This window comes from Saccharomonospora iraqiensis subsp. paurometabolica YIM 90007 (assembly GCF_000231035.2).
Classification (GTDB): Bacteria; Actinomycetota; Actinomycetes; order Mycobacteriales; family Pseudonocardiaceae; genus Saccharomonospora; species Saccharomonospora paurometabolica.
In genome coordinates this window covers 81,693-96,122 of record NZ_KI912254.1, presented here as the reverse complement: position 1 = coordinate 96,122, position 14,430 = coordinate 81,693, and the positions used below count along the sequence as shown (strand labels likewise).

Genomic DNA, 14,430 nt, shown 5'->3' with positions numbered 1-14,430 from the left:
CGCCGCGGCGAGGGCCCGACGCGCCGCCGCGGACGCGGACGGTCCGGCGGGGCCTGCGGACACCGGCGGTCGACGGACGGGTTCCCGCCGCTGACCTCGATCTGCGTAGGTCTACTCACGGGTTACTCGGTGTCTTCACGCTGTTGTCACCTCCTCTCTCCGGGCACGCTGAGGACAGCCTCGGACGAGGTACCCGGGTCCGGTCACCGGTCGCCAGTAACTGGGGGTCTGGCGAACGACACGCCGGACCGGCACGGGTGCCCCACCGGGGTCCCGCCGCCCGGCCGGAGAGGGGGAGCATTGGGGGGAGCACCCGGCCGGGCGGGCCGGCCCCGTCCTCCGGGTCGTCTACCCTTGGAGGGCGTGGTCGGCCCGTGAGCCGACGCGAACAACCACGACCCGCTGGAGCGTGCACCCCGTGTTCGACACACTCTCCGATCGGCTCACGTCGGTCCTGCAGAACCTGCGCGGCAAAGGCAAGCTCACCGACGCCGACATCGACGCCACCGCCCGGGAGATCCGGATCGCGCTGCTGGAAGCCGACGTCGCGCTGCCGGTCGTGCGCGCGTTCATCAAGCAGATCAAGGAACGGGCCAAGGGCGTCGAGGTCTCCCAGGCGCTGAACCCCGCCCAGCAGGTCATCAAGATCGTCAACGAGGAGCTCGTCGGGATCCTCGGCGGCGAGACCCGTCGGCTGAACCTGGCCAAGAACCCGCCGACGGTGATCATGCTCGCGGGCCTGCAGGGCTCCGGCAAGACCACGCTGGCGGGCAAGCTCGCGCTGTGGCTCAAGCAGCAGGGGCACGCCCCGATGCTGGTCGCCTGTGACCTCCAGCGGCCGAACGCGGTGACCCAGCTCCAGGTGGTCGGCGAGCGCGCCGGGGTGCCGACGTTCGCCCCCGAACCGGGTAACGGGGTCGGTGACCCGGTCGACGTCGCCCGCCGCTCGATCGACGAGGCCGGCCGCGCCCAGCACGACATCGTGGTCGTCGACACCGCGGGGCGCCTCGGTGTCGACGAGGAGATGATGCAGCAGGCCGCCGACATCCGGGACGCGGTCACGCCGGACGAGACGCTGTTCGTGGTCGACGCCATGATCGGTCAGGACGCCGTCAGCACGGCCGAGGCGTTCCGGGACGGGGTCGGGTTCAACGGGGTGGTGCTCACCAAGCTCGACGGCGACGCCCGGGGCGGCGCGGCCCTGTCGGTGCGGCACGTCACCGGCGAGCCGATCCTGTTCGCCTCGAACGGGGAGAAGCTGGAGGACTTCGACGTCTTCCACCCGGACCGGATGGCGAGCCGCATTCTCGGCATGGGCGACATGCTGACCCTGATCGAACAGGCCGAGCAGGCGTTCGACCAGGAGAAGGCCGAGGAGGCCGCGGGCAAGCTCGGCTCCGGCGAGCTGACCCTGGAGGACTTCCTCGACCAGATGCTCGCCGTGCGGCGGATGGGCCCGATCGGCAACCTGCTCGGCATGCTGCCCGGGGCCGGGCAGATGAAGGACCAGCTCTCCCAGGTCGACGACGCCCACCTCGACCGGCTGCAGGCCATCATCCGGGGCATGACACCCGCCGAGCGGGAGAACCCGAAGATGATCAACGCCTCCCGCAGGCAGCGCATCGCCCGCGGGTCGGGTGTCACCGTCCGCGACGTGAACGACCTGGTGAACCGCTTCTTCGAGGCCCGCAAGATGATGCAGCAGATGGCGGGCCGGTTCGGCATCGGCGGCGGGGGCGGCGCCGGCGGCGGTGGCAAGAAGGGCAAGAAGGGCAAGAAGGGGAAGAAGGGCAAGAACCGCGGGCCCACGCAGCCCAAGATGCCCGGCGGCTTTCCCGGTGGGCTCCCGCAGGGGCCCGGTGGCGGCGGGGGCGGTGCCCCGGACCTGTCCCAGCTCGGTGGCGGCCTGAACGACCTGCCGCCGGGCTTCGACCCGTCGAAGCTGAAGCTGCCGAAGAAGAAGTAGACGGGGTACGGGCGCCGCACACCCGCACACCCGCACGCCCCCGACGCCGCCCACCGACAGCCGGACGTGAAAGGTCGCGGACGACAAGCCGATGTATCACCTGCGAGGGGTCGTGCTCCCCGACGGGGTCGAGCGGGACCTGTGGATCGACGACGGCCGCGTGCACCTTCACCCGCCGGAGGGAGCCGAGGACGCCCGGAGTCTGCGGGGCGCGTTCGTCGTGCCGGGCCTGGTGGACGCGCACTGCCACCCGGGTATCGGCCCGGACGGGCCCACCACCCTGGACGAGGCCGCCGAGCAGGCCCGCCGGGACCGGGACGCGGGCACCCTGCTGATCCGGGACTGCGGGGTACCCCTCGACATCCGGGACCTGCAGCGGCGGGACGACCTGCCGCGCATCGTCCGCAGCGGCAGGCATCTGGCGTTGCCGAAGCGCTACATCCCCGGCCTGGGTCTGGAACTGGACAGTCCGGACCACCTCCCCCGGGCGGTGGCCGACCAGGCCGCCGACGGGGACGGCTGGGTGAAACTGGTCGGCGACTGGATCGACCGGTCGGTCGGTGACCTCGCGCCGCTGTGGCCGGACGACGTGCTCGCCGAGGCGGTGGCGGTCGCGCACGAGGCGGGCGCGCGGGTGACCGCGCACGTGTTCGGCGAGGACGCGCTGCCCGGACTGATCGCGGCGGGTGTCGACTGCCTCGAACACGGCACGGGACTGTCCACCGACCTGCTGGCCGAGATGGCCCGGCGGGGCACGGCACTGGTCCCCACCCTGATCAACATCGAGAACTTCCCCGGCATCGCCGCGCAGGCCGCGAAGTACCCCACCTACGCCGCGCACATGCGGGCGCTGCACGCGGGGGTGTCCGACATGGTCGCGGCGGCCCTGGACGCGGGCGTCGCGGTGCACGCGGGCACGGACGCGGGCGGCATGGTCGCCCACGGCCGGATCGTCGACGAGATCGAGGCGCTGCACGCCGTGGGCATGTCCCCCGATCGGGCGCTCGCCGCGGCGTCCTGGGCGGCCCGGGAGTGGCTGGGGCACACGGGAATCGCCGACGGCGCCCCCGCCGATCTGCTCGTGCTGGACGCCGATCCGCGTGCGGATCTGTCGGTGCTGCGCCGCCCCACCCACCTGATGCTGCGCGGCCGACTGATCGACTGACGCGGTTCCGGTCGCCCCCGTAGGGTTGACCGTGGAGCGGGAGACTCCACAGGCGACGGACGACGGTACGGGGGAGGCGCGGTGGAGCGCGAGGACGGTGCGCCCTCGGCCCGCGACGGTCTGGTGCTCGGCGCGCACTGGGGGCTGCTGGCGTTCTTCCTGTCCTACGGCTCCTACTACGTGCTGTCCCTGGTGTTGTCCGGCCTGGCCGTGGGGAGGCCGGGGCCGCTGAACCTGCCGGAGCTGGGGCCGGTGATCCTGCTGGCGTTCCTGCCGAACCTACTGCTCGGGATCGGCCCCGTCCTCGGTTCCCGTCGGTGGGGACGCGGGCCGCTCGCCGACTTCGGGCTCGTGCCCACCGGGCGGGACCTGCGGATCGGTCTCGCCTGCGGCGGTTTCTCCCTGCTCGCCGCGTATCTGCTGGGCATGCTGCTGATCCAGGTGTACGGCCGGGAGCGGATGTCGGATCCGGTCACCGACGTGTTCACCGGCCTCACGTCCCACGTCGGGTGGCTCGTGGTGGCCGCGCTGGTGCTCGTCGTGGGGGCTCCGCTGACCGAGGAGCTGCTCTTCCGCGGTGCGCTCTGGAACGCACTGGCCCACCACCGGATCCCCCCGTGGGCGGTCCTGGTCCTGACCGCGTTGGTCTTCGCCCAGGTCCACGCCGACCCGACCCGGACCCCGGCGCTGATCGTACAGGGCGTCGCGATCGGTGCCGCCCGGATGATCACCGGCCGGGTCGGCGCGAGTGTCGTCGCGCACGCCGTCAACAACCTGCCTCCCGCGCTGCTGCTGTTCGGCGGTTCGTGAGGGACCGGATGCGCTCAGTAGGCTCAGGGCAAGATCGAGACTGCCCGCCGGACGGGACGTCGCGGGCGGTGCCGCCTCACCGGACGGCGAAGGGATCGGTGTGACCGAAGGGGAGTATCCGGGGTCGGCGCCCGACCGGACCGGGGACGGGCCGGAGCGGACCGCCCGGCCGCGGCCGGAGGAGACCGGGCCGTCCCACCGCTGGGGGTTCGGCGCGTTCCTGCTCGTCGAGGCCGTGCTGCTCACCACCGCCGCCTTCGTCGGCGCGCTGCTCGGCGGGGGTCCGGTGGAGTCGCTGCCCGTGCGCGACGTGCTGATCGGCACGATGACGCCCACGCTGCTCGCGACGGCCGCGGCACTCGCCATCACGAAGGTGCGGGGCAACGGTCCCCTGGCGGACCTGCGGCTGTCCTGGCGCTGGGACGACGTGCGGATCGGCCTCAAGTTCGGTGTGCTCGGGCTGGTGTGCACGGTCGTGGGCGTGCTGGTGTGGACCGAGGCGGTCGGTGAGGCCAACACCGGCTCGGCGATCGGCACCCTGGTGGAGAACAAGCCGATGTCCGTCTCGGCCGCCCTGGTCATGTTCGTCTACCTGTGGCTGCTCGGGCCGATCTGCGAGGAGATCATCTACCGGGGGGTGCTGTGGGGCGCGGCCGAGCGGCTCGGCTGGGGCAGCGTGCGGTGGAGCCGGTTCGCGGCCTTCGTGCTGTCCACGGCGGTGTTCGCGGTGAGCCACCTGGAGCCGCTGCGCACCTCCCTGTTGCTGGTGATCGCCATTCCGATCGGGCTGGCGCGGCTGGTCACCGGGCGGCTGCTGGGGAGCATCGTCGCCCACCAGATGAACAACTTCCTGCCCGCGCTGGCGATCCTGCTCACCTCGCTCGGCGTCCTCACGACGTGAGCGCACCCGTACCCGGGCGGTCGGCCGGGCCGGGTACCCCGCCGGTGCGGCCCCGTCGGGGCGGTCTGGCAAAATAGGAGCTTGCCCGCTCCGGACCGGGCCCTCTCACCGTGCCGGAGCGCAGACCATACCTGCGGGCACCTGGATCCGGCTCCCCACTCGGATCGTGTCCCGACCCGAGTACGAGAAGACGACAGGAGTACCCACCCCCGTGGCTGTCAAGATCAAGCTGCAGCGCCTCGGCAAGATTCGCGAGCCCTACTACCGCATCATCGTGGCGGACGCCCGTACCCGTCGGGACGGCCGGGCCATCGAGACCATCGGCAAGTACCACCCGAAGCGGGAGCCCAGCTACATCGAGGTGGACTCCGAGCGCGCCCAGCACTGGCTCGGTGTCGGTGCCCAGCCGACCGAGCCGGTCCAGCGCATCCTCGAGGTCACCGGCGACTGGCAGAAGTACAAGGGCCTGCCCGGCGCCGAGGGCTCGCTGAAGGCGCCGGAGCCCGGGCCCACCAAGCAGGAGCGGTTCAACGCGGCGCTGGCCGCGGCGAACGAGGAGCCCTCCGTCGCCGCCACCACCCCGAAGAAGAAGGGTGGCAAGAAGGCCGACAAGGCCGACGACGGTGGCGAGGACACGAGCGGGGACACCGCCGCGGCCGACTCCGGGGCCACGGGTGAGGGCGAGAAGGCCGACCAGGCGTGAGCTTCCTGGCCGACTCGCTCGAACACCTGGTGCGGGGCATCGTCGACAACCCGGACGACGTCCAGGTCGAGCTGATCACCACACGCCGGGGACGGACCCTCGAGGTGCACGTCCACCCGGACGACCTCGGCAAGGTGATCGGCCGCGGCGGCCGGACGGCGACCGCGCTGCGCACCGTGATGGGGTCCGTCGGCGGCCGGGGCATCCGCGTGGACGTCGTCGACACCGACCACTAGTGCCGTCGGAACGGGAGCGCACGGGCGTGCAGGTCGTCGTGGGCCGCGTGGTCAAGCCGCACGGGATCCGGGGCGAACTCGCCGTGGACGTGCACACCGATTCCCTCGGGGACCGGTTCGCCGAGGACACGGTGTTGACCGGTCGGGCCCGCAACGGCGACACCCGGGAGCTCACCGTGGCAGCCGTCCGCCCGCACGGCGGACGGCTGCTGGTGCGCTTCGCCGAGGTGCCCGACCGGTCGGCGGCCGAGGAGCTGCGCGGGCTCCGGCTGCTCGCGGAGGCGGACGCACTGCCCCCGCTGGAGGACCCGGACGAGTTCTACGACCACGAACTCGAGGGGCTGCGCGCCGAACTGCCGGACGGCACCGCCGTCGGGACCGTGCGGGGGGTCGTGCACGCGCCCGGGGGTGAACTGCTGGTCCTGGACGTGTCCGGCACGGAGGTGCTCGTGCCGTTCGTGGCGGCGCTCGTGCCGCACGTCGACGTGGCCGGGGGCAGGCTCGTCGTGGACCCGCCCGAGGGACTTCTGGACGGCTGACGGACGGATGTGGACGGACAGCCGGTGAACGAGACGAACGGGACCGACCCGGCGCGTGGCGGCGCGCCGTCGCCGCTGCGGATCGATGTCGTCACGATCTTCCCCGAGTACCTGCAGCCGCTGCGCGCGGCGTTGCTCGGCCGGGCGATCGACCGCGGCCTGCTCGAGGTCGGGGTGCACGACCTGCGGGACTGGACCTACGATGTGCACCGCGCCGTGGACGATGCCCCGTACGGTGGCGGCCCCGGCATGGTGATGAAGCCCCAGGTCTGGGGCGAGGCACTGGACGACGTCTGTGCCGAGGGGACCCGGCTGGTCGTCCCCACCCCCGCGGGCAGGCCGTTCACCCAGGAGCTCGCCCACAGCTACGCCGCCGAGGAACACCTGGTGTTCGCGTGCGGGCGGTACGAGGGCATCGACGAGCGCGTGTTCACCGACGCCGCACGCCGGATGCCCGTGGACGAGGTCTCGATCGGTGACTACGTGCTGGTCGGCGGGGAGGCGGCCGTCCTGGTGATCGTGGAGGCGGTGACCCGGTTGCTGCCCGGGGTGTTGGGGAACCCGGTCTCGGCCGAGCAGGACTCGTTCTCGGACGGGTTGCTGGAGGGCCCCAGCTACACCCGGCCCGAGGTGTGGCGGGACCTGGCGGTACCCGACGTGCTGCGGTCCGGCAACCACGCGGCCATCGACCGGTGGCGACGGGACCGGGCACTCGAACGCACCTACCGGCGCAGGCCGGACCTGCTGACGGGACTGCCGGAGAAGAGCCTCGACGCCCGGGACACCGAGGTGCTCGACCGGCTGCGTCGGGAGGCCGGTGAGTGACGGCCGAGTACGTCTGTAATACTTGCGGGGTTGGCGCGACCGGTTCACGCGCCGAACTCCTGGGCCGCCCGCTCCCGTGAGCAGGCGTGCGCCCGCAACGATGTGAAGCCACCAAGGACGAGGACGGACACCGATGAACACCCTGGACGCGCTGGACGCCGAGTCTCTGCGTTCCGACATTCCGTATTTCCGCCCGGGCGACACGCTGAAGGTGCACGTCCGCGTTATCGAGGGCAACCGCGAGCGCAACCAGGTGTTCCAGGGCGTGGTCATCCGCCGTCAGGGCGGGGGCATCCGCGAGACGTTCACCGTGCGCAAGGTTTCCTTCGGCGTCGGCGTGGAGCGCACCTTCCCCGTGCACTCGCCGAACATCGCCAAGATCGAGGTCTCCAAGAAGGGCGACGTGCGCCGCGCGAAGCTGTACTACCTGCGTGACCTGCGCGGGAAGGCCGCCAAGATCAAGGAGCGCCGGGAGAAGCCCGCGTCCTGACGTGGTCGGCCCGTTACCGTAAGCTGACGTGGTGGAGTCAGTGCCCTCGAACGCCGCGGAAGACGAGCCGGAACGTCCGGAGGACGGGTCGACTCCGAAGGACGGGTCGACCACGTCGTCGGGTGACGACGGGCGGACGACCTCGTCCCGGGAGGACGGTGAGTCGGCGGGCCGGTCCGGTACGGAGGACGGTTCGTCTCCCGCGGCCGGGGCCCACCCGGAGAAGGGCAGGGCGGACAAGCAGCGCTCGTTCTGGAAAGAACTCCCGATCCTGATCGTGGTCGCGCTCGTCCTGGCCTTTCTGATCCAGCAGTTCCTCGGGCGGGTCTACATGATCCCCTCCGGGTCGATGGAGGAGACACTCCACGGGTGTCCCGGGTGTACGCCGGACCGCATCCTGGTCGACAAGGTGACCTACCACTTCACCGACCCCGCACCCGGCGACGTCGTGGTGTTCCGCGGGCCGCAGCCGTGGGTCGAGGACGATCCGCCGTTGGAGTCGGCGAACCCCGTCGCACAGTTCTTCCAGAACGTCGGGTCGGCCTTCGGTCTCGCACCGCCCGACGAGCGGGACTTCGTCAAGCGGATCATCGCCACCGGAGGGCAGACCGTCCAGTGCTGCGACGATCGGAACAGGGTCGTCGTGGACGGCCGGCCGCTCGACGAGCCCTACGTCTACTGGGAGGGCGGAGACCGGGAGCAGGAGGACTTCGGCCCGGTCCGGGTTCCCGAGGGCACCGTCTGGGTGATGGGCGACAACCGCAACAACTCCTCCGATTCCCGTTACCAGGGCGGTGGTGGTCCCCGGGGTGCCGTCCCGGTGGACAACATCATCGGCAAGGCGCGCCTGATCGTGCTGCCCCCGTCCCGGTGGGGCGTGGTCAGTGACCACAACCCCCAGCAGGAACCGGTGGCGGCGGCGCCCGTGGCGCCCGCGGCGCCGACCTGGCAGCAGGGACTACCGTTGGGTGTCGGTGCCGCGGCCTCCTGGCCCGTCCTGCGGGCGGGACGCCGGGCGGCCACGGCAGTCGGCACGTGCCGGCGAGCCGTCGGGTCGGTCGAACGGGAGCACTGAGCGCGGTGAACGCGACAGCGGTGCCGGATGTGCCGCGTCCGCCCCGCGCGGTCATCCGGGGTGAGACGGCCTGGGCCCTGCAGTCCGCGCTGGACCGCCGCGGACTCGGCCCGGTGGCCGGGGTGGACGAGGCCGGACGTGGTGCCTGCGCCGGGCCCCTGGTGGTGGCTGCCTGTGTGCTGCGGCGCACCGATTCCACGCGGTTGGCGGAGCTGACCGATTCCAAACTGCTCACCGCCGCCGCCCGCGACCGCGTGTACGAACAGATCCTGCGCCGGGCGCTCGACCACTGCGTGGTGGTGATTTCCGCCGCGGAGGTCGACGCCTACGGCATCCACGTCACCAACCTCGAGGGCATGCGGCGCGCGGTGGCCGGCCTGTCCGGTCGGCCCGGGTACGTGCTCACCGACGGCTTCCGCGTGTCCGGGCTCCCCGCGCCCAGCCTGTCCGTGGTGAAGGGTGACCGCGCGGTGGCCTGCGTCGCGGCCGCCTCGGTGCTGGCCAAGGTGACCCGGGACCGCATCATGGCAGGACTGCACGGTACGTACCCCGTGTACGGCTTCGCCGGCCACAAGGGCTACACGACGTCCGACCACGGCGCGGCGCTGTCCGAGCACGGTCCCTGCCCGGAGCACCGGTGGTCGTACACGAACGTCGCCGCGGCGGCGGCCGCACACGGGATGCGGGCACCGCACCGCGTGCGCCTCAGCGTCGCCGCCCTGCAGAACGGGGTGGCCGACCTGCCGGGGCCGGGGGAGGCCCCGGGGGACCCGGAGAACCCGGGGGACACGGAGAACCCGGAGAACCCGGAGAACCCGGGGGACGCGGTCGCTCCGGTCGGGGACGGCGTACCGGGCGGAGACGGGGTCCCGGGCGGCGACGGGGCGGACACCGGACGTGCGTGGGCGCAGTATGGTGCGGGCACGGACGACCGCGGGAACCACGGCGCGGCGGGTGCCGGGACGGCGGCCGTGCGCGAGAATGGAGCTTCCGCCGGCGACCGGTTGACAGGAGTGCGAGGAGGGGCCCGGGTTTCATGAGTGCGGAGGATCTCGAGAAGTACGAGACCGAGATGGAGCTGTCGCTGTACCGCGAGTACCGCGACATCGTCGGGCAGTTCTCCTACGTGGTGGAGACGGAGCGGCGGTTCTACCTGGCCAATGCCGTGGACGTACAGGTCCGCGACGGGGGTGGCGAGGTGTACTTCGAGGTGCGGATGTCCGACGCCTGGGTGTGGGACATGTACCGACCGGCCCGCTTCGTCAAGAACGTCCGCGTGATCACGTTCAAGGACGTCAACGTGGAGGAGCTGGACAAGCCGGAGCTGCGCCTGCCGGACGAGGGACCGTTCGGCGGCGGCTGAGGGTCCCCGGCCCTACCGCGCCCGCGGGAGCGCGTCGAGATCGACGTGCAGCGGCACCGGGTCGGTGGTGCTGAAGACCCGGGTGACCGCGGGGGCCTCCAGGTACCCGAACTCCTCGGCGAAGTGGTAGGCCACCAGGCTGACCGGGTCGTCGAGGTCCACGACCCAGTAGTGCGGGATGCCCGCCTCGGCGTACTCCGACGGCTCGGTGACCGTGTCGGTGCGCTTCGAGCCCGGGGAGACCACCTCGATCGCGACGAGCACGTCCTCGGCGCGCAGCCGCCGGGTCGGGCCGTCGGCCCTGGTGACCACCACGTCCGGCACCCGGACCGTGGGCGGAAATTGTTCGCTGACCAGCACCTCGAACTCGAGCACGGCTTCGAGTCCAGCGGGAAGTTGATCGTCGAGCTGTTCCCAGAACCGCGCTGCCGCCCGGGCGTGTTGCCGCAGGGGTCTCGGACTCACGATCAGCACACCTTCCTGGAGCTCGATGTGCGCGCTTTCGTCCTCGGGTAACGCGTCCCAGTCCGCCAAGGACAGCAGCTGAGGCTGGTGAGCGCCGGTCGTCGCGCGTCTTTCGTCGTGGATGGATGGTTCCAGGGTAGCCGCTCCGCTCTCGGAGCAGTGGTGTCCTCGTCACCGTGTGTCGTCGTCACGCCATCTTCCCGCTTTTCCGGTACCGCACGGTCCGTTCGTGCGCCGGTTGTCCACAAGCCCCCGGTTGTCCACAGGCCCGGTCCGTTCGTCCTGGTCGGAGGGTGTCCGCCCTGGGAGTGTCAGCGGTGACCGACGCGACCCGACGAGCACCCTGGGGGTGACGTGAGTGGACATCGAGGTGCGGCGTGCCCGCACACACGGCGACCGACAGGCACTCGGACGTGCCGGCGAGGACCTCGCGGCCGAGCATCTGCGCAGACAGGGACTCACCGTCCTGGAACGCAACTGGCGCTGCCGGGAGGGCGAGCTGGACATCCTCGCCACCGACGGGACGACGCTGGTGGTCTGCGAGGTGAAGACCCGTTCCGGCCGGAACTTCGGCAGCCCCGCGGAAGCGGTCACCGAGGACAAACGCCGTCGCATCCGGGGGCTCACCAGCCGGTGGCTGGCCGCCCGCCGGGTGGCGTGGTGCCCGATCCGCTTCGACGTCGTCGCGATCGACCACCCGCCCGGCGAGGAGCCGGTCGTGCGGCACATCGCCGGGGCCTTCTGATGTCCCTGGCGCGGGCCCGATCCGTGGCGGTCGTCGGCATCGAGGGCCGGGTGATCGAGATCGAGGCGGACATCGGCGCGGGTATGCCGGGCACGAAGCTCGTCGGCCTGCCGGACGCGGGACTGCGGGAGGCCAAGGACCGGGTGCGCGCGGCGGTCCGCAACAGCGGGCGGGCCTGGCCGGAGACCGCCGTGACGCTCGGCCTGTTCCCCGCCGACCTGCCGAAGGTGGGGTCGGCCTACGACCTCGGCATCGCGGCCGCGGTCCTGGCCGCCTCCTCGGTCGTTCCCCCGGACAAGCTGCGGGGGACGGTGCTGCTCGGCGAACTCGCGTTGGACGGCCGGGTGCGTCCGGTGCAGGGCATCCTGCCCGCGCTGCTCGCGGCCCGCCGGCTCGGCCATCGGCGGGCGGTGGTGCCCGCCGCGTCCCTGCCCGAGGCGGCGCTCGTGGACGAGCTCGACGTCGTGGGTGCCCGCGATCTGGCCGAGGTCGTCGACTGGTTGCGGGACGAGGCCGACCTCGTCGCACCGGAGCCGCCTGCCGATCCGGTACCGGACACCCCGGTGGACCTCGCCGACGTGGTCGGACAGCCGGAGGCCCGGTGGGCGTTGGAGGTGGCCGCCGCGGGCGGGCACCATCTGCTGCTGATCGGTCCGCCCGGGACCGGCAAGACCATGCTGGCCGCACGCCTGCCGGGACTGCTGCCGGGACTGCCGAACGACCGGGCCCTGGAGGCCACCGCCGTGCGCTCGGTCGACGGGTCGGTGAGCCGGGAGGCACCGCTCGTGCGGACCCCGCCGTTCGTGGCGCCGCACCACTCGATCTCCACGGCGGCGCTGGTCGGAGGCGGGAGCGGGCTGGCGGCGCCCGGCGCGGTGAGCAAGGCACACCACGGGGTCCTTTTTCTCGACGAAGCCGCGGAATTCGGGGTCGACCGCCTCGAATCACTGCGCACGGTCCTGGAGGAGGGCGAGGTGCGGATCGCCCGCAGCCGGGGCGTGGTGCGCTATCCCGCCGCGTTCCAGCTCGTGCTCGCCGCGAACCCGTGCCCGTGCGCACAACCCCGGGAGATCGACTGCACGTGTTCGCCGGCGGCGCGGCGGCGGTACCTGGGGAAGCTGTCCGGCCCTCTGCTCGACCGGGTGGACCTGCGGGTCCGGATGCGACCGGTCACCGCCATGCGGGTGCACGGGGCAGCATCCCCGGAGCCGACGGCGACGGTCGCGGAGCGGGTCCGACTCGCCCGCGCGCGTGCCGCCGCGCGTTGGGCGGAGCACGGGTGGCTGACCAACTCTCAGGTGCCCGGTCCGGCGCTGTGGCGGGAGTTCGCCCTGCCGGACACCACGACCGCGCTGCTCGACCGCGCGCTGGCGCGGGGCGCGGTGACGGCCCGGGGTGCCGACCGTTGTCTGCGCATCGCCTGGACCCTGGCCGATCTGCACGGAGCCGAGTGGCCCGGTGCCGACCACGTCGCCGCGGCACTGGAGTTCCGGGACCGGGGGGCGGTATGACCACCGACGACCGTGCCGACGCCGTACGGCCGGAGCGGGTGGCGCGGGCCTACCTGCTCCGTGTCGCGGAACCGCCCGCGCCCGCGCTCGCCCGGTTCGTGGACGAACACGGTCCCGTGGAGGCCGCCGACCGGGTCCGGCGTGGGGACACCCCGGACCCGGTCACGGCCGAGACCGAGGCACGGGCCGGACAGGACCTCGCCCACCGGGACCTCCGGGAGGGAGCGGCAGTGGGAGCGCGTCTGGTGATTCCCGAGGACGACGAATGGCCGGCCTGGCCGCTGCTGTCCCTCCAGGTCGCGGGTGCCCGCGGGGTGGCCGGGACGGCGCCGCCGTTGGCGTTGTGGACACGGGGTCCCGCGCGGCTGGACACCGCGACCACCCACGCCGTCGCCGTCGTCGGTGCCCGGGCGGCCACCGAGTACGGGGAGCACACCGCCGCCGAGATCGCCCACGGTGCGGCCGGGGAGGGCATCACGGTCTTCTCGGGCGCCGCGTACGGCATCGACGGTGCGGCCCACCGGGGTGCTCTCGCCGCCGGTGGCGGCACCGTCGCGGTTCTGGGGTGCGCGCTCGACGTCGGATACCCGGCGGGCCATGTCGGACTGGTGAACCGGATCGCGGAGCGGGGCGCGGTCGTCTCGGAGTATCCGCCGGGCACGCCGCCCGCCCGGCACCGCTTCCTCGTGCGCAACCGGCTGCTCGCGGCGTTGACCTCCGGAACCCTCGTGGTGGAGGCGGGGCGACGCAGCGGTTCCCGCAACACCGCGACCACCGCCGGCGTGCTGGGGAAGGTGGTCATGGCCGTGCCCGGGCCGGTCGGCTCGGCGCTGTCGGTGGGCTGCCACAAGCTGATCCGGGACGCGCACGCGACCCTGGTCTCCTCCGTCACGGAGCTGATCGAGACGGTCGGGGTCCTGGACGGCGCCGCGGGGACGGGTGACGCCGCGCCGCGTCGCCGCACCGACGGGCTGGACGCGGAGAGCCTGCGCGTGTACGAGGCACTGAGCACCCGACGGGGGCGGAGTCCTGAGGAGGTCGCGGCGGACGCGGGGGTCGGGATCTCCCGGGCGCGGGCCGTGCTGCCCGCACTCGAGCTGGATGATCTCGCCGAACGCACGGACAGTGGATGGCGCCGCACGCGGGACGGCCCCGGGAGGGCGTCGACATGAACCCGAAAGCGTTTCATAACGATCACCTCGGTGTGGCGATGCTTGACCGAGGGTGTCCGGTAACGCAGCGTACAGGGTATGACCGCATCGGGTTCGTCACGTCCGGCCACGCCGGGGGGCCGGGGAGCCGGAGCCGTCCGGCACGACCTCCGCCGGATCCGCGGGGCCCTGCCGCCCGCCGCGGCCGGACTGGTCGACGAGTACGGACGTCACCTGCAGGCGGAACGTGACCGGTCGCCCCACACGGTGCGCGCCTACCTCGGGGACGTGGTCTCGCTCCTGGGTTTCCTGCACGGGGTGGACACCGCACCCGGACGGGACGCCGTCGACGCCGATGCCGACCCCGGGTCCGGGGCGGACGAATCGCCGGGTGCGCTCGACGGGCTCGACACGCCGACGTTGCGCGCGTGGCTGGCACGGCAACGGGCGGACGGGCTCGGTCGCACCACGTTGGCGCGGCGCGC

General features: G+C 72.6%; 16 protein-coding genes and 1 pseudogene. 16 read left to right on the top strand and 1 reads right to left on the bottom strand.

The features are described 5' to 3' along the window. Positions 1–418 precede the first annotated feature (418 nt). The 12 genes and pseudogenes from ffh to SACPADRAFT_RS0218365 all read left to right on the top strand — a co-directional run bounded on the left by ffh (position 419) and on the right by SACPADRAFT_RS0218365 (position 10,073). Positions 419–1,966: a signal recognition particle protein gene (gene ffh / locus SACPADRAFT_RS0218420; protein WP_007024558.1), complete on the top strand. Its 1,548-nt coding sequence runs from the start codon at positions 419–421 to the stop codon at positions 1,964–1,966. Positions 1,967–2,057: 91 nt separating this feature from the next. Beyond that, a complete protein-coding gene (locus tag SACPADRAFT_RS0218415; protein ID WP_007024557.1) occupies positions 2,058–3,131 on the top strand; it encodes an amidohydrolase family protein in 1,074 nt (357 codons plus the stop codon). Positions 3,132–3,212: 81 nt separating this feature from the next. Next, positions 3,213–3,941, top strand: a complete 729-nt coding sequence (locus SACPADRAFT_RS0218410; protein ID WP_007024556.1) for a CPBP family intramembrane glutamic endopeptidase — start codon at positions 3,213–3,215, stop codon at positions 3,939–3,941. Between the two features lie 100 nt (positions 3,942–4,041). Next, positions 4,042–4,842, top strand: a complete 801-nt coding sequence (locus SACPADRAFT_RS0218405) for a CPBP family intramembrane glutamic endopeptidase (protein ID WP_007024555.1) — start codon at positions 4,042–4,044, stop codon at positions 4,840–4,842. Positions 4,843–5,053: 211 nt separating this feature from the next. After that, a complete protein-coding gene (gene rpsP, locus SACPADRAFT_RS0218400; protein WP_007024554.1) occupies positions 5,054–5,545 on the top strand; it encodes a 30S ribosomal protein S16 in 492 nt (163 codons plus the stop codon). Then, on the top strand, positions 5,542–5,781 hold the full coding sequence (locus SACPADRAFT_RS0218395) for an RNA-binding protein (protein ID WP_007024553.1): 240 nt from the start codon (positions 5,542–5,544) through the stop codon (positions 5,779–5,781). Before rpsP ends, SACPADRAFT_RS0218395 begins: the two co-directional genes overlap by 4 nt. 26 nt (positions 5,782–5,807) lie before the next feature. Beyond that, positions 5,808–6,320 carry a ribosome maturation factor RimM gene (gene rimM, locus SACPADRAFT_RS0218390; RefSeq protein WP_028662566.1) on the top strand — a complete coding sequence of 171 codons (513 nt, stop codon included), beginning with the start codon at positions 5,808–5,810 and terminating at the stop codon, positions 6,318–6,320. A 75-nt stretch (positions 6,321–6,395) separates the two neighbouring features. Further along, positions 6,396–7,145, top strand: coding sequence for a tRNA (guanosine(37)-N1)-methyltransferase TrmD (trmD, locus tag SACPADRAFT_RS0218385; protein WP_028662565.1), 750 nt, complete (start codon positions 6,396–6,398; stop codon positions 7,143–7,145). Positions 7,146–7,278: 133 nt separating this feature from the next. Beyond that, complete coding sequence (gene rplS / locus SACPADRAFT_RS0218380; protein ID WP_007024550.1) at positions 7,279–7,635, top strand: 50S ribosomal protein L19; 357 nt, start codon at positions 7,279–7,281, stop codon at positions 7,633–7,635. A gap of 28 nt (positions 7,636–7,663) precedes the next feature. After that, positions 7,664–8,710, top strand: a complete 1,047-nt coding sequence (gene lepB, locus SACPADRAFT_RS0218375; protein ID WP_233357210.1) for a signal peptidase I — start codon at positions 7,664–7,666, stop codon at positions 8,708–8,710. 20 nt (positions 8,711–8,730) lie between these two features. Next, positions 8,731–9,447, top strand: a pseudogene (locus SACPADRAFT_RS30045) (ribonuclease HII); the annotation flags it as partial. 299 nt (positions 9,448–9,746) lie between these two features. After that, positions 9,747–10,073: a DUF2469 domain-containing protein gene (locus tag SACPADRAFT_RS0218365; RefSeq protein WP_007024547.1), complete on the top strand. Its 327-nt coding sequence runs from the start codon at positions 9,747–9,749 to the stop codon at positions 10,071–10,073. Positions 10,074–10,085: 12 nt separating this feature from the next. On the opposite strand, the gene SACPADRAFT_RS0218360 is transcribed toward SACPADRAFT_RS0218365, so the two are convergent. Then, positions 10,086–10,607, bottom strand: coding sequence for a Uma2 family endonuclease (locus SACPADRAFT_RS0218360; protein WP_007024546.1), 522 nt, complete (start codon positions 10,605–10,607; stop codon positions 10,086–10,088). Between the two features lie 289 nt (positions 10,608–10,896). Between SACPADRAFT_RS0218360 and SACPADRAFT_RS0218355 the strand changes: the two genes are divergently transcribed. The 4 genes from SACPADRAFT_RS0218355 to SACPADRAFT_RS34155 form a co-directional block, all read left to right on the top strand. Further along, positions 10,897–11,283, top strand: a complete 387-nt coding sequence (locus tag SACPADRAFT_RS0218355; protein ID WP_034237963.1) for a YraN family protein — start codon at positions 10,897–10,899, stop codon at positions 11,281–11,283. Beyond that, entirely contained in the window at positions 11,283–12,794 is a 1,512-nt protein-coding gene (locus SACPADRAFT_RS0218350; RefSeq protein WP_007024544.1) for a YifB family Mg chelatase-like AAA ATPase, read from the top strand. Before SACPADRAFT_RS0218355 ends, SACPADRAFT_RS0218350 begins: the two co-directional genes overlap by 1 nt. Continuing rightward, the gene (gene dprA, locus SACPADRAFT_RS0218345; RefSeq protein WP_007024543.1) at positions 12,791–13,966 is read left to right on the top strand and encodes a DNA-processing protein DprA; all 1,176 of its coding nucleotides are present in this window, start codon (positions 12,791–12,793) and stop codon (positions 13,964–13,966) included. Before SACPADRAFT_RS0218350 ends, dprA begins: the two co-directional genes overlap by 4 nt. Before the next feature lie 78 nt (positions 13,967–14,044). Next, positions 14,045–14,430: site-specific integrase (locus SACPADRAFT_RS34155; protein WP_007024542.1), on the top strand; the 386-nt coding region annotated here is incomplete at its 3' end.